This window comes from Escherichia sp. E10V5 (assembly GCF_004212315.1).
Taxonomy (GTDB): domain Bacteria; phylum Pseudomonadota; class Gammaproteobacteria; order Enterobacterales; family Enterobacteriaceae; genus Escherichia.
This window is the reverse complement of sequence record NZ_RHJM01000022.1, coordinates 50310-73012: the sequence shown is the minus strand read 5'-3', so window position 1 is coordinate 73012 and position 22703 is coordinate 50310. Positions and strand designations below refer to the sequence as shown.

The window sequence follows — 22703 nt, the reverse complement described above, 5'->3', positions numbered from 1 at the left end:
ACCCCTTAGTTTTTGCGAAACATTTTCAGCATGCGCTGAGTCACGGTAAAGCCACCGAAAATATTAATGCTGGCGATAAGCACCGCGATAAAACTAAGGAAGCTAACCCAGCCGCCCTGGCCAATCTGCAATAGAGCTCCGACAACAATAATCCCTGAAATCGCGTTAGTAACCGACATCAGCGGCGTATGCAACGCGTGGGAGACATTCCACACCACGTAATAACCTACGACGCAGGCCAGCGCGAAAACGGTAAAGTGCCCGAGGAATTCTTTCGGTGCTACGCTTGCCAACCAGCCGAAAAGGATGATTGCCAGCGCCATCAGCGCATATTTACGCCACGGTGAGCAGGCACATTTTTCTTCGGTTTTAACATCAGGTGCCGCTTTCTGTGCTGCCTGCGGTTGGACTGAAACCTGAATCGGCGGCGCCGGCCAGGTAATTTCGCCAGAACGGATCACGGTCACGCCGCGAATCACCACATCATCAAAATCAACCGTGATATTGCCGTCTTTCTCTTTGCACAACAGTTTCAGCAGATTGACAAGGTTGGTGCCGTAAAGCTGTGAGGATTGCGTCGGCAGGCGACCAGGAAGATCGGTGTAGCCAATCACTTTGACACCATTCTCCGTGGTGAAGATTTCACCCGGCACGGTGTATTCACAGTTACCACCGTTTTGGGCTGCCAGGTCGACAATCACACTACCCGACTTCATAGAATCAACCATTTCACGGGTAATCAGTTTCGGTGCTGGTTTGCCTGGAATAAGCGCGGTGGTCACAATGATATCGACCTCTTTTGCCTGGGCGGCAAAGAGTTCCATTTCTGCTTTGATGAACGCTTCCGACATCACTTTGGCGTAACCATCGCCGCTACCGGCTTCCTCTTTAAAATCCAGCTCGAGGAATTCCGCCCCCATACTTTGAACCTGTTCTTTCACTTCCGGGCGGGTATCGAATGCACGCACAATTGCGCCGAGGCTGTTTGCTGCGCCAATGGCCGCCAGGCCCGCAACGCCCGCACCAATCACCATCACTTTTGCCGGAGGCACTTTACCTGCTGCTGTGATTTGCCCGGTAAAGAAACGCCCAAACTCATGAGCCGCTTCAACAATGGCGCGATAACCAGCGATGTTCGCCATCGAACTTAACGCATCAAGCGATTGAGCACGTGAGATACGTGGTACAGAGTCCATCGCCATCACCGTCACGTTACGCTCCGCGAGTTTTTGCATTAACTCCGGATTCTGCGCGGGCCAGATGAAGCTCACCAGCGTGGTTCCCGGATTTAGTAACGCAATTTCATCATCTAACGGCGCATTGACCTTCAGAATGATCTCTGACTGCCAGACGTTATTCCCTTCTACAATTTCGGCGCCCGCTTGCACAAACGCTTTATCGTCAAAACTAGCCAGTTGACCTGCGCCGCTCTCTACCGCGACGGTAAAACCTAGTTTCAGCAACTGCTCCACTGTTTTCGGCGTTGCTGCAACTCGGGTTTCATTGGTTAACCGTTCTCTTGGTATGCCAATTCGCATGATATTCCCTTCCATCGGTTTTATTGATGATGGTTTGCCTGTGTTTTTGATACACAAGCCGCTCATGTACGAGCTAAATGTTACTCCGTTAAAATAAATTAGTAACAAACGCCTATAACGTACTGAAAATAATGCCTGTGATCTAGCGTCAAAAATCAGTATTTCGGCGTGAACTCGCAAAATATTAACGATTCAGCCTTGATAGCGGGATAAACACCATAGAACACAGGATAATGGGCGATAATTGTCTTTGATAATCAGGTAAAACATGAGATTTCACCGACGCCAGCCACCAGTTAACATTAAATTAACTTATACAATTCAGCCAGTTCAGTCATTCTTCTGTTATTGTGGCTATTTTTTAAGCGCGATGTTCATTCGATCAGATTTAAAATCAAATCAAGAAGTCTGATATGAAAAAATCACGCAGACAGTTACACACTTTAAATGCAATAATCAGCCACGTTTCTCGTTAATAACAATACCAGTACCTGGTTTGCGCAAGGCGAAGGATTATTTTTATGAAGCTTAAGAACACCCTCCTGGCGTCGGCACTGCTTTCTGCTACGGCATTTTCCGTTAACGCAGCAACAGAACTGACACCGGAGCAAGCGGCAGCGGTTAAACCTTTTGACCGTGTAGTGGTTACCGGTCGTTTTAATGCCATTGGTGAAGCGGTTAAAGCCGTTTCCCGTCGCGCTGATAAAGAAGGCGCCGCCTCTTTTTATGTTGTCGACACTTCAGATTTCGGTAACAGCGGTAACTGGCGTGTAGTTGCCGATCTTTATAAAGCCGATGCTGAAAAAGCAGAAGCTGATAAGAATCGCGTTTTTAATGGCGTTATTGAACTGCCTAAAGACCAGGCTGTTTTGATCGAACCGTATGACACCGTGACCGTCCAGGGCTTCTTCCGCAGCCAACCGGAAGTGAACGATGCCATCACCAAAGCAGCAAAAGCGAAAGGTGCCTACTCTTACTACATCGTTCGCCAGATAGATGCCAACCAGGGCGGCAACCAGCGTATTACTGCGTTCATCTACAAACAAGATGCTAAAAAACGCATCGTCCAGAGCCCGGATGTGATCCCTGCGGATTCTGATGCTGGTCGCGCGGCACTGGCCGCAGGTGGCGAAGCCGCGAAGAAAGTTGAAATCCCGGGCGTTGCCACTACTGCATCACCAAGTGCTGAAGTTGGTCGTTTCTTTGAAACTCAGTCCTCAAAAGGCGGACGTTACACCGTCACGCTTCCTGACGGCACCAAAGTAGAAGAACTGAACAAAGCGACCGCAGCAATGATGGTTCCGTTCGATAGCATTAAGTTCTCGGGTAACTACGGCAACATGACCGAAGTCTCCTACCAGGTTGCTAAACGTGCCGCGAAGAAAGGTGCTAAGTATTACCACATCACCCGCCAGTGGCAGGAACGTGGTAATAACCTGACCATCAGTGCAGACCTGTATAAATAAATAACTATTCAGTATCACATTAAGGCGGCTTTATGCCGCCTTTCAGATTTTTAGCTACAAATTTTCCCGCAACCATTGCATGCCGCCACTTCTCTTCGTAAAATCCCGCGCTTTAGTGGCATTCACCATTTTTATGCGTTTTGCCCTAATATTTATTCTTCTGAACACGTTTTAAACACTGGATATCGATGGAAAAGAAACTGGGACTGAGCGCACTCACCGCGCTGGTATTAAGCTCAATGCTGGGCGCGGGTGTTTTCAGTCTGCCGCAAAATATGGCGGCGGTTGCCAGCCCGGCAGCACTGCTCATCGGCTGGGGTATTACTGGCGCTGGCATCTTATTGCTGGCCTTTGCCATGCTGATCCTGACACGCATTCGTCCCGACCTTGACGGCGGTATTTTTACCTATGCACGGGAAGGGTTTGGTGAGTTAATCGGCTTCTGCTCCGCGTGGGGATACTGGCTATGTGCGGTTATCGCCAACGTCTCTTATCTGGTTATCGTCTTTTCCGCATTAAGTTTCTTCACCGATACGCCGGAACTACGCCTGTTTGGCGATGGTAACACCTGGCAATCGATCGTCGGTGCATCGGCATTATTGTGGATTGTTCACTTTTTGATCCTGCGCGGCGTACAAACCGCCGCCAGCATTAACCTGGTGGCGACATTGGCAAAATTATTGCCGCTTGGTTTGTTTATTGTGCTGGCGATGATGATGTTCAAACTGGACACCTTCAAGCTCGACTTTACTGGCCTTGCGCTTGGCGTGCCGGTATGGGAACAGGTGAAAAACACCATGCTGATCACACTGTGGGTATTCATTGGTGTGGAAGGTGCGGTGGTTGTTTCTTCACGGGCGCGGAATAAACATGATGTTGGCAAAGCGACGCTTCTGGCGGTGCTTTCTGCACTGGGCGTTTATTTATTGGTCACGCTGCTTTCGCTGGGGGTGGTTGCTCGTCCTGAACTGGCTGAGATTCGTAACCCGTCTATGGCCGGTCTGATGGTGAAAATGATGGGGCCGTGGGGCGAGATTATTATCGCTGCCGGATTGATCGTTTCTGTTTGTGGCGCGTATCTAAGCTGGACCATTATGGCGGCAGAAGTCCCCTTCCTGGCAGCGACGCATAAGGCATTCCCGCGTATTTTTGCGCGCCAGAATGCACAAGCAGCGCCGTCTGCCTCGCTGTGGCTGACCAACATCTGCGTGCAAATTTGTCTGGTTCTGATCTGGCTGACCGGCTCTGATTACAACACGTTGCTGACCATCGCCTCAGAGATGATTCTGGTGCCCTATTTCCTGGTTGGCGCGTTCTTGTTGAAAATCGCTACTCGTCCACTGCATAAAGCGGTAGGTGTCGGTGCCTGCATTTATGGCTTATGGTTATTATACGCTTCAGGCCCAATGCACCTGTTGTTGTCCGTCGTTTTGTATGCGCCAGGGCTACTGGTCTTCCTGTACGCGCGTAAAACGCATACACATGATAATGTATTGAATCGTCAGGAAATGGTGCTGATTGGCATGTTGTTAATTGCCGCAGTTCCGGCCACCTGGATGCTGGTGGGATAACTTTCGTCCCATCGTTTGCTTGCAAAGGAGATTAACGATGGGGAAAACCCAGCCCTTGCCAATATTAATCACTGGCGGAGGCCGTCGTATCGGCCTCGCTCTCGCCTGGCATTTCATTAATCAAAAGCAACCGGTGATTGTCAGCTATCGGACGCACTATCCTGCCATTGATGGACTGGTTAATGCAGGTGCGCAGTGTATTCAGGCTGATTTTTCAACGAACGACGGCGTGATGGCGTTTGCCGATGAAGTGTTAAAAACCACCCACGGCCTGCGTGCCATTTTGCATAACGCCAGTGCGTGGATGGCAGAAAAACCAGGTATGCCACTGACTGATGTTCTGGCCTGCATGATGCAGATCCATGTTAATACCCCTTACCTGCTCAACCATGCGCTGGAAAGATTACTACGCGGTCACGGACACGCTGCCAGCGATATCATTCACTTCACCGATTATGTGGTGGAGCGCGGAAGCGACAAACATATTGCCTATGCTGCAAGTAAAGCGGCACTGGATAATATGACCCGTTCGTTTGCCCGCAAACTGGCACCGGAAGTGAAAGTGAATTCTATTGCACCATCGCTGATCCTGTTTAACGAGCATGATGATGCCGAATATCGCCAACAGGCGCTGAATAAATCACTGATGAAAACCGCGCCCGGTGAGAAAGAAGTTATCGATCTTGTCGATTACTTACTCACCAGTTGCTTTGTAACCGGACGCAGTTTCCCGCTTGATGGCGGTCGTCATTTGCGTTAATGCAGTTTCATCCAGCAAATAATTAGCACCCATGCGCTTAGCCCCCAGCACGCAACAGAACCCACAAAAGCAGCGGGCAAGCGCATGATTCCGGTGAAATACCACAACGACGCCAGATAAACAAAATAGGGAATAATCGACCACATACTGAAAACGATTGTGGCGCGCAAAGCTTCAATGCCGCGTTCACTGACAACAATATAATGCGCGATGAGCGCAAAGGTCGGAAAAAGCGGGATCAGCCCGGCGATATAGTAATTTTTCGTTCTTGCTAATACACCAATCAACACCACCACCAGCGCACCAAGCGCGGCTTTGATTACCAGCCCCATTGTTTTACCTTAACACTTCCATAACAAGTCATCTGTAGAATACCCGATGCAACCTTGTTTAGAAACGATTGATAGTAAGTAAAATCAGCGCGGTGTATTGTGACGTTTTTATATCTGCCGTGAATAATATGAACACTATCGTTTTTGTGGAAGATGACACAGAAGTTGGTTCACTGATTGCCGCGTACCTGGCAAAGCATGATATGCAGGTTACCGTGGAACCGCGCGGCGACCATGCCGAAGAGACAATTCTGCGGGAAAATCCGGATCTGGTGCTGCTTGATATCATGCTGCCAGGCAAAGACGGAATGTCCATCTGCCGCGATTTACGCGCAAAATGGTCCGGGCCGATTGTTCTGCTGACCTCTCTCGATAGCGATATGAACCACATTCTGGCGCTGGAAATGGGCGCCTGCGACTATATTCTCAAAACAACGCCCCCCGCTGTTCTGTTGGCGCGTTTACGTTTACATTTGCGTCAGAACGAACAGGCGACGCTGACCAAAGGTATTCAGGAAACATCTCTGACACCTTACAAACCATTGCATTTCGGTACGTTAACTATCGACCCCATCAACCGCGTAGTGACACTTGCTAACCATGAGATTTCACTCTCGACGGCTGATTTTGAATTGTTATGGGAACTAGCCACCCATGCCGGACAAATTATGGACCGCGATGCGCTGCTGAAGAATTTACGCGGCGTCAGTTATGACGGGCTGGATCGTAGCGTGGATGTAGCTATTTCGCGGTTACGAAAAAAACTGCTCGATAACGCTGCCGAACCCTACCGCATTAAAACCGTGCGTAACAAAGGCTATCTTTTTGCGCCTCATGCGTGGGAATAAACGATGAAAAAACTGTTTATCCAGTTTTATCTTTTGCTGTTTGTCTGCTTTCTGGTGATGTCTCTACTGGTTGGCCTGGTGTACAAATTTACCGCCGAACGTGCAGGCAAACAGTCGCTGGATGATTTGATGAACAGTTCGCTGTATCTGATGCGTAGCGAATTACGCGAGATCCCTCCACACGACTGGGGAAAAACGTTGAAGGAGATGGATTTAAATCTCTCTTTCGATCTGCGCGTCGAGCCGCTGAGTAAATATCATCTCGATAATAACGCCATGCACCGATTGCGTGGCGGAGAGATTGTTGCTCTGGATGATCAGTACACCTTTTTACAGCGTATCCCGCGCAGCCACTACGTTCTCGCCGTGGGTCCCGTTCCTTATCTTTATTTCCTCCATCAAATGCGTTTGCTGGATATCGTGCTGATCGCCTTTATTGCCATCTCCCTCGCCTTTCCGGTGTTTATCTGGATGCGTCCGCACTGGAAAGACATGTTAAAACTGGAAGCGGCGGCGCAACGATTCGGCGATGGGCATCTCAATGAGCGTATTCACTTTGATGATGGTTCAAGCTTTGAACGACTTGGCGTGGCGTTTAACCAGATGGCGGACAATATCAACGCGTTGATTGCCAGTAAAAAGCAGCTTATTGATGGCATTGCCCATGAACTGCGAACACCATTAGTGCGCCTGCGTTATCGGCTGGAGATGAGCGACAACCTGAACGCCATAGAGTCCCAGGCCTTGAATCGCGATATCAGTCAACTGGAAGCCTTAATTGAAGAACTGCTGACTTATGCCCGGCTCGATCGCCCACAAAATGAACTGCATCTTAGCGAACCAGACCTGCCGTTGTGGCTGTCAACACATCTGCAAGATATTCAGGCCGTGACCCCCGACAAAACGGTACGGATAAAAACGATCACGCCAGGTAATTACGCGGCACTGGATATGCGCTTAATGGAGCGCGTGCTGGATAACTTACTCAACAACGCCCTGCGCTACTGCCATTCAACCGTTGAAACCAGCCTGCTACTGGCAGGAAACAGAGCAACATTGATTGTTGAAGATGATGGTCCGGGAATTGCGGCAGAAAATCGCGAGCATATCTTTGAACCCTTTGTTCGCCTCGATCCTAGTCGAGACCGTGCAACTGGCGGCTGTGGGCTGGGGCTGGCGATTGTCCACTCCATCGCTCTGGCAATGGGCGGCACGGTCAATTGTGACACCAGCGAACTGGGGGGCGCCCGCTTCTCGTTCAGCTGGCCACTGTGGCACAACATCCCGCAATTTACTTCTGCCTGACACCAAACGCACGGTGGTTAAGTTGTCGTCAATGTGCTATAAATAAAGTATGTTGTAACTAAAGTGGTAATTTTATGGCCCGTTACGATCTTGTTGACCGACTCAATACGACTTTTCGCCAGATGGAACAAGAACTGGCAGCGTTTGCCGCTGAACTTGAACAACACAAGTTGCTGGTTGCCCGCGTGTTCTCGTTACCGGAGGTCAAAAAGGAGGATGAGCATAATCCGCTTAATCGCATTGAGGTTAAGCAACATCTCGGGAAAGAAGCGCAGGCGCTGGCACTGCGTCATTTCCGCCATTTGTTTATTCAACAACAGTCCGAAAATCGCAGCAGCAAGGCGGCTGTTCGTCTGCCTGGCGTGTTGTGCTATCAGGTCGATAACCTTTCACAAACGGCGCTGGCAAGTCATATACAGCGCATCAATCAACTTAAAACCACTTTCGAGCATATCGTCACGGTTGAGTCAGAACTGCCTACGGCAGCGCGTTTTGAATGGGTACATCGTCATTTGCCGGGGCTGATTACCCTTAACGCTTATCGCACGCTCACCGTTCTGCACGACCCCGCCACTTTACGTTTTGGCTGGGCGAATAAACATATCATTAAAAATTTGCATCGTGATGAGGTGCTGGCGCAGTTGGAAAAGAGCCTGAAATCGCCACGTAGCGTTGCACCGTGGACGCGCGAGGAGTGGCAGGGAAAACTGGAACGCGAGTATCAGGATATTGCCGCCCTGCCACAGGATGCGAAGTTAAAAATCAAACGTCCGGTGAAAGTTCAGCCAATTGCCCGTGTCTGGTACAAGGGGGATCAAAAACAAGTTCAGCACGCCTGCCCGACACCGCTTATCGCGCTGATTAATCGGGATAATGGCGCAGGCATGCCAGACGTTGGTGAGCTGTTAAATTACGATGCCGACAATGTTCAGCATCGTTTTAAACCCCAGGCGCAGCCGCTTCGTTTGATCATTCCCCGGCTGCACCTGTATGTTGCAGATTAACGCCCTGCTTTCATACTGCCGACCATCTGTTCTGGTCGTACCCAGCTATCAAACTCGGCTTCGCTAAGATAGCCCAGCGCAAGGGCGGCAGCTTTTAAGGTCAGCCCTTCTTTGTGCGCTTTTTTGGCGATCTCCGCAGCTTTGTCATAGCCAATATGGGTGTTTAGCGCGGTCACCAGCATCAGCGATTCATTGAGTAATTGGTTGATACGCTCACGATTCGGCTCTATTCCCACCGCGCAGTGTTTGTTAAAACTTTCCATGCCATCTGCCAGCAAGCGTACCGATTGCAGGAAATTGTGGATCACCATCGGACGGAAGACGTTCAGTTCGAAGTTACCAGAAGCGCCGCCGATGTTGATTGCCACGTCATTCCCCATCACCTGGCAGCAAAGCATGGTTAATGCTTCACACTGCGTTGGGTTCACTTTTCCCGGCATGATTGAACTGCCCGGCTCGTTTTCCGGGATTGAGATTTCGCCAATGCCGCAACGTGGACCAGAAGCCAGCCAGCGGACGTCATTGGCAATTTTCATCAGTGACGCCGCCAATCCTTTTAACGCACCGTGCGCCTGAACCAGCGCATCACAGGTCGCCAGTGCTTCAAATTTGTTCGGTGCAGTAACAAACGGCGCACAGGTAATGACCGAAAGCTCGTCCGCCACGCGACGGGCATATTCCGGATGGGTGTTTAGTCCAGTACCCACAGCTGTACCGCCCAGAGCCAGTTCCGCTACGTGAGGCAGGCTGTATTCGATATGTTTGAGATTATGCTCAAGCATTGCTACCCAGCCGGAAATCTCCTGCCCCAAGGTCAGCGGCGTAGCGTCCTGCAAGTGGGTACGACCAATTTTGACGATATCAGCATACGCGCGGGATTTCTCATTCAGAGTTTGTGTCAGGGTTTTAAGTTGTGGAATGAGTTGCTTACGCAGCGCCAGCAGCGCCGCAACGTGCATTGCTGTTGGAAAGACATCATTGGAACTCTGGCTTTTGTTCACATCGTCGTTAGGGTGAACTTTACGTTCCATCCCGCGCACACTGCCGAGCAGTTCACTCGCCCGATTGGCCAGCACTTCGTTCATGTTCATATTACTTTGCGTGCCGGAACCGGTCTGCCAGATTGCCAGTGGGAATTCATCATCATGCAGCCCCGCCAGCACTTCATCCGCCGCCTGACGAATGGCGCTCGCTTTCTCTTCAGACAGCAAGCCTAAATCTTCATTAACTTTTGCCGCTGCGCGCTTGGTTAGCGCCAGCGCATGAATCAGTGAGGTTGGCATTTTCTCCGTCGAAATGCGGAAATGCTCCAGCGAGCGTTGAGTTTGTGCGCCCCACAGCTTATCTGCCGGGACATCGATCGCACCCATCGAATCTTTTTCGCTGCGTACTGTTTTCATGGCCTGCTCCTCACCTGATTAATTTTTTTCTTCTTTGCTTACGTTAAGCAACTTTTAGCTCACTCATTATTTACTATTTGATAACAAATATTTGGTATTTCGTGCCATGTAAAAAAGCCGCCCCGAAGGGCGGCTCTGCTTATTTCACGCAGCGGCTACACTGCGTGAGTTGTATCTGCTGGAAGAAGTCATTTCCTTTATCATCCACCAGGATAAACGCCGGGAAATCTTCCACTTCGATTTTCCAGATGGCTTCCATTCCCAGTTCCGGATATTCAACACATTCCAGACTTTTAATACACCCCTGCGCCAGCACTGCCGCAGGACCGCCGATACTGCCGAGATAGAAACCGCCATGTTTTTTACAGGCATCTGTCACCTGCTGGCTGCGGTTACCTTTCGCCAGCATGATCATGCTGCCGCCCTGCGCTTGCAGTTGATCGACGTAAGAATCCATACGTCCGGCAGTCGTTGGGCCAAGAGAACCGGAGGCATAACCTTCCGGCGTTTTGGCCGGACCCGCGTAGTAAATTGGATGATCTTTAATATACTGCGGCAGCCCTTCGCCGTTATCCATCCGCTCTTTCAGTTTGGCATGAGCGATATCACGACCGACGATAATCGTGCCGTTAAGCGATAAGCGTGTAGAAACGGGATACTGCGACAACTGTGCGAGGATCTCTTTCATTGGACGGTTAAGGTCAACGCGTACCGCTTCGCCTTCTCCCGCTTTACGCAGTTCTTCAGGGATGTATTTGCCAGGATTATGTTCCAGTTTTTCGATCCAGATCCCCTGACGGTTAATCTTCGCTTTGATATTACGGTCAGCAGAACAGGAGACGCCCATACCAATCGGGCAGGATGCGCCGTGGCGTGGCAGGCGAATAACGCGAATGTCATGGGCGAAATATTTCCCGCCAAACTGCGCGCCCAGACCGAGATTTTGCGCTTCAATCAGCAATTCGTTTTCCAGTTCCACATCGCGGAACGCCTGACCGTGCTCGTTCCCTTCCGTTGGCAGTTCGTCATAGTATTTAGCGGAAGCCAGTTTCACCGTTTTAAGGTTAGTTTCCGCAGAAGTTCCGCCAATAACGAACGCAATATGATACGGAGGACACGCCGCCGTACCCAGTGTGCGCATTTTCTCAACCAAATAATTTTTCAGTTTCCCCGGCGTCAGTAACGCTTTGGTTTCCTGATAGAGATACGTCTTGTTTGCCGAACCGCCACCTTTGGCGATACAGAGGAATTTGTACTCGTCGCCATCAACGGCATAAAGATCGATCTGCGCTGGCAAGTTAGTGCCGGTATTCACCTCTTTATACATATCCAGCGGCGCGTTTTGCGAGTAGCGCAGGTTATCTTCGATGTAAGTGTTATAGACACCGCGCGCCAGCGCCGCTTCGTCGCCACCACCGGTCCATACACGCTGCCCTTTTTTACCAACGATAATCGCGGTGCCGGTGTCCTGGCAGGTTGGCAGAACGCCTTTTGCGGCGATATCGGAGTTTCGCAGGAATTGCAGTGCCACATACTTGTCGTTTTCGCTGGCTTCCGGGTCACGCAAAATATCGGCTACCTGCTGTTGATGGGCCGGACGCAGCATGAATGACGCATCATGAAACGCCTGACGCGCCAGAAGAGTTAACGCTTCTGGTGCAACTTTCAAAATCTCCTGCCCTTCAAATTCAGATACGCTGACATGTTCGCTGGTCAGCAGGTAGTACTCGGTATCATCTTTTTTGAGTGGGAAAGGAGCCTGATAATGAAAGGGTTTGTTTGACATTGTTCTCTCACTTACTGCCTGGTTTGGTTATGCTCTGGGCGGGTGTTCCGTTGCCCTGTTAAAAGCGAGTAACAATATCCTACACACTTTTTTAACAAAAACTGAGACTAGTACGACTTTTTGCGGCTCCAGGTTACTTCCCGTAGGATTCTTGCTTTAATAGCGGGATTAATTTCCACATCTAAACAGGGATTGATCATGCAAAAACTCATTAACTCAGTGCAAAACTATGCCTGGGGCAGCAAAACGGCGTTGACTGAACTTTATGGCATGGAAAATCCGTCCAGCCAGCCGATGGCCGAGTTGTGGATGGGCGCGCATCCAAAGAGCAGTTCACGGGTGCAGAATGCCGCAGGAGATATCGTTTCACTGCGTGATGTGATTGAGAGTGATAAAGCGACTCTGCTGGGAGATGCCGTTGCCAAACGCTTTGGCGAGTTGCCTTTCCTGTTCAAAGTATTATGCGCAGCCCAGCCGCTCTCCATTCAGGTGCATCCGAACAAACGCAATTCTGAAATCGGTTTTGCCAAAGAAAATGCGGCCGGTATTCCGATGAATGCCGCCGAGCGTAATTATAAAGATCCTAATCACAAGCCTGAGCTGGTTTTCGCCCTGACCCCTTTCCTCGCGATGAACGCATTTCGTGAGTTTTCCGACATTGTCTCCCTGCTTCAGCCAGTCGCGGGCGCACATCCGGCCATTGCTCACTTTTTGCAGCAGCCCAATGCCGAACGTTTAAGCGAACTGTTTGCCAGCCTGTTAAATATGCAGGGTGAAGAAAAATCCCGCGCGCTGGCGATTTTAAAATCGGCGCTCGACAGTCAGCAGGGCGAACCATGGCAAACGATCCGTTTAATTTCTGAATTTTACCCGGATGACAGCGGTCTGTTCTCCCCGCTGTTGCTGAATGTGGTCAAATTGAATCCTGGCGAAGCGATGTTCCTGTTCGCTGAAACACCGCACGCTTACCTGCAAGGCGTGGCACTAGAAGTGATGGCGAACTCCGATAACGTGCTGCGTGCGGGTCTGACGCCTAAATACATTGATATTCCAGAGCTGGTTGCCAACGTGAAGTTCGAAGCCAAACCGGCCAACCAGTTGTTGACCGAGCCGGTGAAACAAGGCTCAGAGCTGGACTTCCCGATTCCGGTTGATGATTTTGCCTTCTCGCTGCATGACCTTAGCGATGAAGAAACCACCATCAGCCAGCAAAGTGCCGCCATTTTGTTCTGCGTCGAGGGCGATGCAACGCTGTGTAAAGGTTCTCAGCAGTTACAGCTTAAACCGGGTGAATCAGCGTTTATTGCCGCCAACGAGTCACCGGTGACTGTCAAAGGCCACGGCCGTTTAGCCCGTGTTTACAACAAGCTGTAAGAGCTTACTGAAAAAATTAACATCTCTTGCTAAGCTTATTAAAGGCTTATAACACCTTCAGGCGGCCAGTCCGCCTGATTTTATTTTATGGATAATCATTATGAATAAATCGCTGGTAGCGGTAGGCGTCATTGTTGCGCTCGGCGTAGTCTGGACAGGCGGCGCATGGTACACAGGCAAGAAGATTGAAACCCATCTCGAAGACATGGTCGCGCAGGCGAACGCGCAACTCAAACTAACAGCTCCTGAATCCAACCTGGAAGTGAGTTATCAAAACTATCATCGCGGCGTATTCAGCAGCCAGTTGCAACTGGTGGTGAAACCCATTGCCGGGAAAGAAAATCCGTGGATTAAAAGCGGTCAGAGCGTCATCTTCAACGAATCGGTTGATCATGGTCCCTTCCCCCTTGCCCAGCTTAAAAAACTGAACCTGATTCCGTCGATGGCATCAATTCAAACCACGCTGGTTAATAATGAAGTAAGCAAACCACTGTTTGATATGGCAAAAGGTGAAACGCCTTTTGAGATTAACTCCCGCATTGGTTACAGCGGTGATTCCAGTTCCGATATTTCGCTCAAGCCACTGAATTACGAGCAAAAGGATGAAAAAGTCGCCTTTAGCGGCGGCGAGTTCCAGTTAAATGCAGACAGAGACGGCAAAGCCATCTCCCTGTCAGGGGAAGCACAAAGCGGTCGGGTGGATGCGGTTAACGAATACAACCAGAAAGTGCAGTTGACCTTTAATAATCTGAAAACTGACGGTTCCAGCTCACTGGCAAGTTTTGGTGAACGCGTGGGCAATCAAAAAGTCTCGCTGGAAAAAATGACCATTTCAGTGGAAGGCAAAGAGCTGGCATTGCTGGAAGGCATGGAGATCAGCGGTAAATCGGATCTGGTCAATGACGGGAAAACGATCAATAGCCAACTGGATTACTCGCTAAATAGCCTGAAGGTTCAGAATCAGGATCTGGGCAGTGGCAAGCTGACTTTAAAAGTCGGCCAAATTGATGGCGAAGCCTGGCATCAGTTTAGCCAGCAATATAACGCGCAAACTCAGGCGCTGCTGTCACAGCCAGAAATTGCCAACAATCCCGAACTTTATCAGGAGAAAGTGACGGAAGCCTTCTTTAGCGCCCTGCCGCTGATGTTGAAAGGCGATCCGGTGATTACTATCGCACCACTGAGCTGGAAAAACAGTCAGGGTGAAAGTGCGCTGAATCTGTCGCTGTTCCTGAAAGATCCGGCAACGACTAAAGAAGCGCCGCAAACGCTGGCGCAGGAAGTGGACCGCTCGGTTAAATCTCTGGATGCGAAACTGACCATTCCCGTCGATATGGCAACTGAGCTGATGACTCAGGTAGCGAAGCTGGAAGGATATCAGGAAGATCAAGCGAAAAAACTGGCGAAACAGCAAGTTGAAGGTGCGTCAGCAATGGGGCAGATGTTCCGTCTGACCACCTTGCAGGACAATACCATCACCACCAGCCTGCAATATGCTAACGGTCAGATCACGTTAAACGGACAGAAAATGTCGTTAGAAGATTTTGTTGGCATGTTTGCGATGCCAGCTCTTAACGTTCCGGCTGTACCGGCAATTCCGCAGCAGTAATTCACGGCCAAAACGCCGGAGAATTTTCACTCCGGCGTTTTTTCTCACTTCAGCATAAAGTCATACTGAATGCTCATTTTCACATCCCAGTAATTCAGGCGATCGCCCAGCGCGCTGCCGTTGCGCTTTTCACGCCCTTTATCGGCTGCAAGAAAGAAATTCATCCCTTGTAGCGGCCCTTCACTAACCCGATAGTTCACGCCACCTAAGATACCCGCGCCTTCAATCCGCACGTCTCGTTTACTGGATTCATAGCCGCGGGTCACAATCGGTGCAAATGTCAGCGTAAATTGCGGGGTTAAACGATAATTGACGCCCAATTGCCAGGACTGCATTCCTTCGCGGTTACGATCAAGACTTAATGAAAAGGGATAGCCAATGTCGGTGTCCACTACGGCTCCATTCATCGCATGACGCAAATAACCACCACTGCCAAATACGCTTCCCCACGGCGCGATCCAGGTCAATTGTCCACTAACCAACGCCGTTTCATTGGGCTGGCTGGTATTACGACTTAAACCTTCGAGTTGCGCATAAAAGCCGAGCAACTCCCCTTTCAACGTATAATTCGGGTCGAGCGGTATGCTTTTCTCGAGAATACTTTGTATCTGATTGGAAACATCTTTCTGTACCGATGCCCCCAGAGAATAGCGACTGGTATCATCATGCCAACTGGCGGCTAAAAAAGAACGTGCGCGATGTTTATCGTATTTTCCCGTCTGGCTGTTATAAACCCCTTCATCACGAATACCGGTTGTTGAATCGGTCCATAAAAATACTCGTGAACGCCACATTCCCCACAATTCAATATTTGGCGTTAAAGCCCAGTAACCTAACGCCCCTTCGGAAACAGTCGGCAATGTCCGTTGCGAACTACCAGCAATTAACGGAATGCGATAAGGTAAGCTACCATAACTATAATCTGTTCCGAAGCGACCTAATTTAAGCAGGCTATTTTCACTCGGTTTTATTTTTACTGCCCCCAGGGCAAAGCCAAAACTTTCATCACCATCAAGATACCACCGGGTACTCATATCAGCACGAGCACCTAATTTATAAACATAATACGCCCCACCTTCGACACCAATAATATTAGAATAATAGCCACTATTAAAATCGAGTAATCCTCCCTGTACCCATGCGTAAATGTCTCTTCCCGTGCCAGCACTGGGCTTGTCGGCCCTGCGCAATTCATTTTTCAGTCTGATGCGTAGTCCTGATTCATCGTCAGCCAGTTGCGCCGCGTAAGCAGTGGTAAGGCCAGAGGCAGCCGTCAGGGAAATAACGGCCATGGCCACTATTTTTCTCATAGTTGCACCTTTGATGTTCTGATTATTTTTATGGGATATTAATTAGTGATATCGCTGATTAATTGCTGCTGCATTTGTTTGCGATTATCAATTTCAACTACGATTTCTTTGAATTTTTTATCCGTGAGCGGATAAAACCAGATTATTATAAATGCCAGTAGCATAAACCCGCAGGGTACTAAGGCAATTGATGTGCGGATCCCCATAATAACTTCCGGTGTTTGCACCTGATTGGCAATATATCCGCTTAATCCCAAAATAAACGCGGGAATTGATCCTCCTATTGCTTGTCCACATTTGCGCGTAAATGAGAATAGCGAATAGGTAAGTCCTTCAATCCGCACACCGGTCAGGTATTCACCGTATTCTACGGTATCGGCTTCCAGCGCCCACATCACGGTCATGGTAACGCCCTGACCAATTGAGGCAATGGCTAACGCAACCAGTGCCACCGGCAGCGACCAGACGGAAACCCAGAAGAACAGCAGATAACCACAGGTTCCCAGCAGCGCGCCAATCAGGAAGGTGTTCTTTTTACCGATTCTGGCGACCATCCCCGGCACCAGCGGTGCCGATGCCACGGTACCGACCAGGTTTTGCACCAGCACCAGTACGGTGAACAAGCCGGTATCATTCAACACATAGCGCACATAGAACAACAACGAGGCGCTAACAGCGAAGGTCGAAATCAGCACACACAGCGCTCCGATGCACAACATAAACAGCGGACGATTCCGTTTCAGCGTTTGCAGACTGATCTTCAATGACGGCTGTGCCACGATGCGTACCACATTCTCGCGCGTCGATTTAAAGCAGATGAAGTAAAGCACCATTCCGGCCATCGCCAGCACAATCGTCCAGAAATGGTATACCGACACCATCTCCTCCGGGCTGGAGTTCTTAATGCTCGGTCCTATCAGAAATGCCAGGCAGACAAAGGTCAATGAAGCGGCAATCCCGCGAGCCGCGCCCAGACGGGCGCGGGATTGTGGTTGTTGGGTCATCGCGGTAGCAAGTGAACCATAAGGAATATTCACCAGGCTGTAGCAAAGCCCGAGGCCCATGTAGGTCAAATATGCATACACCACTTTGCTGCTATGGCTCCAGTCGGTCGGCACCCAGAATACCAGCACGCTGAAGATCATTAACGGCGCTGTGCCGAAGAGTAAAAATGGGCGGAATTTTCCCCAGCGGGTATTCACACTGTCCACTACTCGCCCGGCCAGGACGTCGGCAAAGGCATCGAATACCCGCACCAGTAACAGCATGGTGCCCGCCGCAGCGGCACCGACGCCTGCGACGTCGGTGTAGTAACTCAACAGGAAGAGCGCCCCCATTGCGAAGGCGAAGTTATTGGCGACGTCACCGAGGCTGTAGCCGACGATGGTGCGCCAGGAGAGTTGTTGATTCATTGTTTGCCTCCCTGCTGCGGTTTTTCACCGAAATTCATGCCAGTCCAGCGTTTTTGTAGCAGGAAAGCCGCCGATTTCGGTTTGCGGTCGCGGGTGAAGATCCCTTTCTTGTTGCCGCCAACGCGCATAATGCCCTGCGAGGTCGCAAAATCAGCGAAGTTCCATACCTGTTCACCGACGACGGCGCTGACGCGATCAAAGACGCGGTGATACATATCCAGCCATGCACACTGATACTCTTCACTCCACATGTCGGTGTACATCGAGTGCAGTCCCGCTAACGTATCCACGCCGTATTCGGTGATGATAATCGGCTGATGCAGTTTCTCTTGCCAGGCAAGCAGTTCTTTTTCCAGCACCTTCTCTGCCGTTTCCAAATCGCCGCTTTGGACATACCAACCGTAATAACGATTCAGGCACAGCACATCAAAGAGATCGCTGATGGTATCGGTGTGAGCGTCGCAGAACATTACATTGACGCAGGTGATCGGTCGCATCGGGTCGAGTTTACGCGTTGCTTCCGCCAGTGGTGCGAAATATTCCCGTGCACCTTGCGGACGGGTATCCGGTTCGTTGGCAATACTCCACATCACCACGCTGGGGTGGTTTTTGTCACGCGCAATCAGCTCTTTAATCGCCTGTAAGTGCGCCTGCTGAGTTTCCCCGTTGACGGCCTCTTCGCTGTAGAGTTCTTTTGGCTTGTTACCCGCTTCAAATCCAATGCCTAAAGAGAGGTTAAAGCCGACGGCAGCAGTTTCATCAATCACCACAATGCCATTTTCATCAGCCCAGTCGAGCATCTCTTCAGCGTAAGGGTAATGCGAGGTACGGTAAGAGTTGGCACCAATCCAGTCCATCAATGCGTGATCGTGCACCATCAGCACGTTATCGAATCCTTTACCGCGTAAATCCGCATCTTCATGACGACCAAAACCAGTGAAGTAGAACGGTTTGTGGTTGATCAGGAACTGTTCACCCTTCACTGCCACTGACCGGATGCCGACGCGCAGCGGGTAGATATCACACTCTGTCTGGCTTTTGGTTGTGACGCACAGTTCATAAAGATAGCCTTCACCCGGTTGCCAGAGGTGCGGATTCACCACTTGCAAAGTCCCGCTGGTGCCTTGTCCAGTTGCAACAACCTGTTGATCTGCATCACGCAGTTCAACGCTGACATCACCATTTGCCAACACCTGCCAGTCAATAGACGCGTGGTTACAGTCTTGCGCGACATGCGTCACCACGGTGATATCGCCCACCCAGGTGTTCGGTGTGGTGTAGAGCATTACGCTGCGATGGATCCCGGCGTAGTTAAAGAAATCATGGAAGTAAGACTGCTTTTTCTTGCCGTTTTCGTCGGTAATCACCATTCCCGGCGGGATAGTCTGCCAGTTCAGTTCGTTGTTCACACAAACGGTAATACGTACACTTTTCCCGGCAATAACATACGGCGTGACATCGGCTTCAAACGGCGTATAGCCGCCCTGATGCTCCATCACTTCCTGATTATTTACCCACACTTTGCCGTAATGAGTGACCGCATCGAAACGCAGGACGATACGCTGCCCCGTCCAGCCTTTCGGTATAAAGACTTCGCGCTGATACCAGACGTTGCCCACATAATTACGAATATCTGCATCGGCGAACTGATCGTTAAAACTGCCAGGTACAGCAATTGCCCGGCTTTCTTGTAACGCGCTTTCCCACCAACGCTGAGAGATTCCACAGTTTTCCCGATCCAGGCTGAATGCCCACAGGCCGTCGAGTTTTTTGATTTCACGAGTTGGGGTTTCTACAGGACGTAACATAAGGGACTCCTCATTAAGATAAAAATACTGGTCAACCTTTAATCTGATTAGTTAACCAATTCTGTGTTGAACACAGTTATCTGTGAGAAACCCATGGAAGAGAAATGGAAATAAAAAGAACTGACACCGCGATCAAAAAACCAAAAACTGCAATACCCACAGCGTGATATGGATCGCATTAATCTTTAAGACAGCGTTGACAGAAGACACAAAATAAGCAATCGAACGCTCGTTCGATTGCTTGTAAAACGATAAATTCCCATGACATATGGTTTCGACGAATGTTTTAGTGGGATTTTTCGACCAGGTGAGAACGTTTTTTGTTCAGCTGTGTTGAGGCATTGAACGCGGGCACTCTCTTCACCGGCCCGCGGAAAGTGAGGATCAGGATGCGGTCAAGATACCGCCAATCATCGCGCGCAGCCCCTGGGCAAATAACGCTTCTCGCGCCAGGTCTTCCGCTTCGATATCGGCCAGCACGCCATAGGTCAGATCCAGCAGTAAACGAGAGGTCATTGCCGTGTTAATGTCAGGGCTTATCTCGCCTTTTTGCTGGGCATCCCTCATGCGCTGGGCAATACATTCCGTGATGGTCAGATGTTTATTCTTAAGCATGGTGGCAACCTGTGGATTGCGCATCCCTTCTGCCATAATTTCGACCACCAGCGCTCGTTGTCCAAAGGCTTCATGGGTGAGAGAGACTATCGACTCGACCATATAGTCAACGAAATGGATCCCTTCAATCGGTTCCCTGAAGCGGGCCAACGCCCTCTCCTGGTCCTGGAGAATAATCGCCTGAATCAAGGCTTCTTTCGAAATGAAGTGGTGATAAAGCGTCCCGGGACTGATAGCGCAGGATTTACAGATGGCTTTCATTGAGGCACTGTGAAATCCATTTTCTGAAAAAATCTCTCTGGCAGCATTGAGGATCCGGGTCCGTGTCGGTTGTGCTTCAGTTTGCATGTTATCCATCGTTAAACCAATATAGTTAGCATGAATAACTAGTTTACCGCGTTGTCCGGAGAGCGCCTATCATTGCAGTTGAATTGTGCGAAGGAATACCCGTTTCGTTTACTATTTGCACGATAATTGGTCAACCAGCAGGCGGAATTTGGCTACCAGTTGTCTGGTGGAGGCTTTTCCCTACTCGACAAGCGGTGTCGGTAAACAACACTCACTCGGTTGTTTACCGACCTGTTAGCATATTAATTAAGTTCCTGTACCCCACCGCCGGAGACGGTGAGTATTTGCCCGCTTATCCAGCTGGCAGCTGGTGAACAGAGGAATAGCGCCGCGTTGGCAATATCTTGCGGTTGGCCCAGACGCCTGATTGGCGTGTGCTGCAACATTTTCTGTTCAATTTCTGGTGTAATAACGGATTTCAGGGCATCAGTTAATATTGCCCCAGGCGCTATGCCATTCACCCGAATATTTTTTTCACCCAGGTCAAACGCCATATTCCTGACCAGATGGCTGGCCGCCGCTTTAGATGACGCATAGGAGGTCATGTTTTTATTTTTATTTTCTGCTGCCATAGATGTGATGGTCAAAATAACGCCTCCGCCATTTTTTTCCATTTCAGGCGCAATGAGTTGTGACAGACGGAAAAAAGAAAACACATTCAGTTCATAAGCGCGGCGGAAATCCGCCATTGGCATATCAAACGGTTTAGGACCACCACCACCAGCATTGTTAACCAGAATATCAACTTTGCCCAGCTTACTGATGGCAAAGCCTGCCAGAGCAGATAACTCCTGTTCGGAAGTAATATCACAGCGCCAGGCAAATGCCTGCCCACCCAACTGTTGAATTTCATCTACAACATGATTAGCTGCATCGGTGTTAATATCACTGACCACTACAGATGCGCCAGCTGTCGCGAACGTAATGGCGATTTCTTTACCAATACCTGCACCCGCACCTGTAATGATGGCGCATTTTCCGTCGAGTCTCAGGTTGTCAGAATTAAACACATAAACCTCCTGTGAACTTCAGTAAAAATAAAAGGCACCGCCTGTGTGCCACATTTTTTATCATTAACCTTGAGGAAAGGACACTACCAGGTATAGCAGATAAAGAGAGGATTATTTCGCCGCAATGAGCCGGGCGGGAATAATAAGATTACGTGAATGCGTCTCTTCATGGGTGATTTTTTGCATCATGCGATCCGCAAGTGTCGTACCAAGTTCCCGCGCAGGCGTGCTGGCCCAGGTAACGGGTATATCATCAAGTGCAGTTGGCGTCGCATCGGTAAATGCCGCCAGTGAAACCTGTTGTTCAAAGTAACGATCGACGCCACTTTCACCACTTTGTCGTCCTGCTTTCAGCAAGCCAAACCATGCCCCCATTGCAATGGTTTCGTTGTAACAAACCACGGCGCTGATGGTCGGGTTATGACGCAAAAGCGCCGTAATGGCTTCCGCAGCTTGCTTCTGACTCGAGGCACACTCCAGTACCCAATCACTGTGAAACGGCAGGCTGAATTTTAATAGTGTCGCGCAATAGCCACCCACTCGTTCCGCCCGGGTTAAAGAGGAACTTTGCCCTCCCAGCCAGGCAATACGCTGGTGTCCATTGCGAATGAGATGCTCCGTCAATAACTGCGCTGCCTGCATGTTATCCGGGCGAACAGTATCAACATCATCAAGATAACTGGCTCGGGAAGCGAAAATCACCGGGATACCTTTTTCTTCTGCCATTCGCCGCAGGTCATCACTGCTACCCGCCGCACCGGCAATGACGACGCCATCGACGCCCTGGTTCAGTAGCAGTGAAAAGCGCTGGGTCAGTTGCTCGCCGTCTTTACCGCCGTGGAGCAAAAAAACCATTCGCCCCTGCGCTTCCAGTGCCTCCGTCAGCCCGGCTGTTAATTCAGCGTAAAACGGCGCAGACAAGTCACGCACAATTAAGCCAACCACACCACTCTGCCCGCCGCGTAGTGCCGACGCCTGGCGATTGCGCACAAACCCCAGTTCTTCAATGGCGGCGTTAACACGTTCTCCTGTGGCGGTAGATATTCGCCCTTTGCCACTTAGCACCAGCGAAACAGTACTGACCGACACGCCCGCAGCCAGCGCAACATCATGAATGGTGATTTTTTTGGCGGTAGCCATGCAGATGACCTACTCCCTGATTTTGTGACAGATAAAACGTTTTACCTTTTATTTATCTTATACCCGC

18 protein-coding genes are annotated in these 22703 nt (G+C 50.0%); 8 read left to right on the top strand and 10 right to left on the bottom strand.

The window, feature by feature from the left end; translation table 11 throughout:
• Positions 1 to 5 precede the first annotated feature (5 nt).
• Positions 6 to 1538 (bottom strand): Re/Si-specific NAD(P)(+) transhydrogenase subunit alpha, encoded by a 1533-nt coding sequence (pntA, locus tag D9738_RS16025; RefSeq protein ID WP_130219055.1) that lies wholly within the window; start codon positions 1536 to 1538, stop codon positions 6 to 8.
• Between the two features lie 521 nt (positions 1539 to 2059).
• Here pntA and ydgH point away from each other — a divergent pair.
• From ydgH to folM, 3 genes are all read left to right on the top strand, one after another.
• Positions 2060 to 3004, top strand: coding sequence for a DUF1471 family protein YdgH (gene ydgH, locus D9738_RS16020; protein ID WP_130209317.1), 945 nt, complete (start codon positions 2060 to 2062; stop codon positions 3002 to 3004).
• A gap of 188 nt (positions 3005 to 3192) precedes the next feature.
• Positions 3193 to 4575: an amino acid permease gene (locus tag D9738_RS16015; protein ID WP_130209319.1), complete on the top strand. Its 1383-nt coding sequence runs from the start codon at positions 3193 to 3195 to the stop codon at positions 4573 to 4575.
• A gap of 37 nt (positions 4576 to 4612) precedes the next feature.
• Positions 4613 to 5335, top strand: a complete 723-nt coding sequence (folM, locus tag D9738_RS16010) for a dihydromonapterin reductase (protein ID WP_130209321.1) — start codon at positions 4613 to 4615, stop codon at positions 5333 to 5335.
• Here the strand turns inward: folM and D9738_RS16005 are convergent.
• The gene (locus D9738_RS16005) at positions 5332 to 5667 is read right to left on the bottom strand and encodes a GlpM family protein (protein ID WP_130260603.1); all 336 of its coding nucleotides are present in this window, start codon (positions 5665 to 5667) and stop codon (positions 5332 to 5334) included. The two genes, folM and D9738_RS16005, sit on opposite strands and share 4 nt — an antisense overlap.
• 128 nt (positions 5668 to 5795) lie before the next feature.
• Between D9738_RS16005 and rstA the strand changes: the two genes are divergently transcribed.
• From rstA to tus, 3 genes are all read left to right on the top strand, one after another.
• Positions 5796 to 6515, top strand: a complete 720-nt coding sequence (gene rstA, locus D9738_RS16000; protein ID WP_130209325.1) for a two-component system response regulator RstA — start codon at positions 5796 to 5798, stop codon at positions 6513 to 6515.
• 3 nt (positions 6516 to 6518) lie between these two features.
• Entirely contained in the window at positions 6519 to 7820 is a 1302-nt protein-coding gene (rstB, locus tag D9738_RS15995) for a two-component system sensor histidine kinase RstB (RefSeq protein WP_130260602.1), read from the top strand.
• Between the two features lie 74 nt (positions 7821 to 7894).
• Positions 7895 to 8824 (top strand): DNA replication terminus site-binding protein, encoded by a 930-nt coding sequence (gene tus, locus D9738_RS15990; RefSeq protein ID WP_130219049.1) that lies wholly within the window; start codon positions 7895 to 7897, stop codon positions 8822 to 8824.
• On the opposite strand, the gene fumC is transcribed toward tus, so the two are convergent.
• Together fumC and fumB are read right to left on the bottom strand one after the other, a co-directional pair.
• Positions 8821 to 10224, bottom strand: coding sequence for a class II fumarate hydratase (gene fumC, locus D9738_RS15985; RefSeq protein ID WP_130260601.1), 1404 nt, complete (start codon positions 10222 to 10224; stop codon positions 8821 to 8823). The two genes, tus and fumC, sit on opposite strands and share 4 nt — an antisense overlap.
• 139 nt (positions 10225 to 10363) lie before the next feature.
• Positions 10364 to 12010, bottom strand: a complete 1647-nt coding sequence (gene fumB / locus D9738_RS15980) for a class I fumarate hydratase (protein WP_130260600.1) — start codon at positions 12008 to 12010, stop codon at positions 10364 to 10366.
• A gap of 198 nt (positions 12011 to 12208) precedes the next feature.
• On the opposite strand from fumB, the gene manA reads away from it, so the two are divergent.
• Positions 12209 to 13384, top strand: a complete 1176-nt coding sequence (gene manA, locus D9738_RS15975) for a mannose-6-phosphate isomerase (RefSeq protein WP_130260599.1) — start codon at positions 12209 to 12211, stop codon at positions 13382 to 13384.
• A gap of 100 nt (positions 13385 to 13484) precedes the next feature.
• Positions 13485 to 14993 carry a YdgA family protein gene (locus D9738_RS15970; RefSeq protein WP_130209337.1) on the top strand — a complete coding sequence of 503 codons (1509 nt, stop codon included), beginning with the start codon at positions 13485 to 13487 and terminating at the stop codon, positions 14991 to 14993.
• A gap of 44 nt (positions 14994 to 15037) precedes the next feature.
• Here D9738_RS15970 and uidC read toward each other — a convergent pair whose 3' ends face one another.
• From uidC to malI, 6 genes are all read right to left on the bottom strand, one after another.
• Complete coding sequence (gene uidC, locus D9738_RS15965) at positions 15038 to 16303, bottom strand: glucuronide uptake porin UidC (protein WP_130260598.1); 1266 nt, start codon at positions 16301 to 16303, stop codon at positions 15038 to 15040.
• Positions 16304 to 16341: 38 nt separating this feature from the next.
• On the bottom strand, positions 16342 to 17715 hold the full coding sequence (uidB, locus tag D9738_RS15960) for a glucuronide transporter (RefSeq protein WP_130260597.1): 1374 nt from the start codon (positions 17713 to 17715) through the stop codon (positions 16342 to 16344).
• A complete protein-coding gene (uidA, locus tag D9738_RS15955; RefSeq protein WP_130260596.1) occupies positions 17712 to 19523 on the bottom strand; it encodes a beta-glucuronidase in 1812 nt (603 codons plus the stop codon). The genes uidB and uidA overlap by 4 nt, the downstream gene beginning before the upstream one ends.
• 384 nt (positions 19524 to 19907) lie before the next feature.
• Entirely contained in the window at positions 19908 to 20495 is a 588-nt protein-coding gene (gene uidR, locus D9738_RS15950) for a DNA-binding transcriptional regulator UidR (protein WP_130209345.1), read from the bottom strand.
• Positions 20496 to 20728: 233 nt separating this feature from the next.
• Entirely contained in the window at positions 20729 to 21496 is a 768-nt protein-coding gene (hdhA, locus tag D9738_RS15945; protein WP_130260595.1) for a 7-alpha-hydroxysteroid dehydrogenase, read from the bottom strand.
• Between the two features lie 111 nt (positions 21497 to 21607).
• Positions 21608 to 22636, bottom strand: a complete 1029-nt coding sequence (gene malI, locus D9738_RS15940; protein WP_130219033.1) for a mal regulon transcriptional regulator MalI — start codon at positions 22634 to 22636, stop codon at positions 21608 to 21610.
• Between the last annotated feature and the right edge of the window lie 67 nt (positions 22637 to 22703).

Excerpts from the sequence above, each read along its gene's own strand:
- malI (WP_130219033.1), bottom strand. The coding sequence starts at position 22,636 with ATGGCTACCGCCAAAAAAATCACCATTCATGATGTTGCGCTGGCTGCG.
- manA (WP_130260599.1), top strand. The coding sequence starts at position 12,209 with ATGCAAAAACTCATTAACTCAGTGCAAAACTATGCCTGGGGCAGCAAA.
- folM (WP_130209321.1), top strand. The coding sequence starts at position 4,613 with ATGGGGAAAACCCAGCCCTTGCCAATATTAATCACTGGCGGAGGCCGT.
- fumB (WP_130260600.1), bottom strand. The coding sequence starts at position 12,010 with ATGTCAAACAAACCCTTTCATTATCAGGCTCCTTTCCCACTCAAAAAA.
- D9738_RS16015 (WP_130209319.1), top strand. The coding sequence starts at position 3,193 with ATGGAAAAGAAACTGGGACTGAGCGCACTCACCGCGCTGGTATTAAGC.
- D9738_RS15970 (WP_130209337.1), top strand. The coding sequence starts at position 13,485 with ATGAATAAATCGCTGGTAGCGGTAGGCGTCATTGTTGCGCTCGGCGTA.
- uidA (WP_130260596.1), bottom strand. The coding sequence starts at position 19,523 with ATGTTACGTCCTGTAGAAACCCCAACTCGTGAAATCAAAAAACTCGAC.
- rstA (WP_130209325.1), top strand. The coding sequence starts at position 5,796 with ATGAACACTATCGTTTTTGTGGAAGATGACACAGAAGTTGGTTCACTG.
- uidB (WP_130260597.1), bottom strand. The coding sequence starts at position 17,715 with ATGAATCAACAACTCTCCTGGCGCACCATCGTCGGCTACAGCCTCGGT.
- rstB (WP_130260602.1), top strand. The coding sequence starts at position 6,519 with ATGAAAAAACTGTTTATCCAGTTTTATCTTTTGCTGTTTGTCTGCTTT.
- ydgH (WP_130209317.1), top strand. The coding sequence starts at position 2,060 with ATGAAGCTTAAGAACACCCTCCTGGCGTCGGCACTGCTTTCTGCTACG.
- fumC (WP_130260601.1), bottom strand. The coding sequence starts at position 10,224 with ATGAAAACAGTACGCAGCGAAAAAGATTCGATGGGTGCGATCGATGTC.
- tus (WP_130219049.1), top strand. The coding sequence starts at position 7,895 with ATGGCCCGTTACGATCTTGTTGACCGACTCAATACGACTTTTCGCCAG.
- uidC (WP_130260598.1), bottom strand. The coding sequence starts at position 16,303 with ATGAGAAAAATAGTGGCCATGGCCGTTATTTCCCTGACGGCTGCCTCT.
- uidR (WP_130209345.1), bottom strand. The coding sequence starts at position 20,495 with ATGGATAACATGCAAACTGAAGCACAACCGACACGGACCCGGATCCTC.
- pntA (WP_130219055.1), bottom strand. The coding sequence starts at position 1,538 with ATGCGAATTGGCATACCAAGAGAACGGTTAACCAATGAAACCCGAGTT.
- D9738_RS16005 (WP_130260603.1), bottom strand. The coding sequence starts at position 5,667 with ATGGGGCTGGTAATCAAAGCCGCGCTTGGTGCGCTGGTGGTGGTGTTG.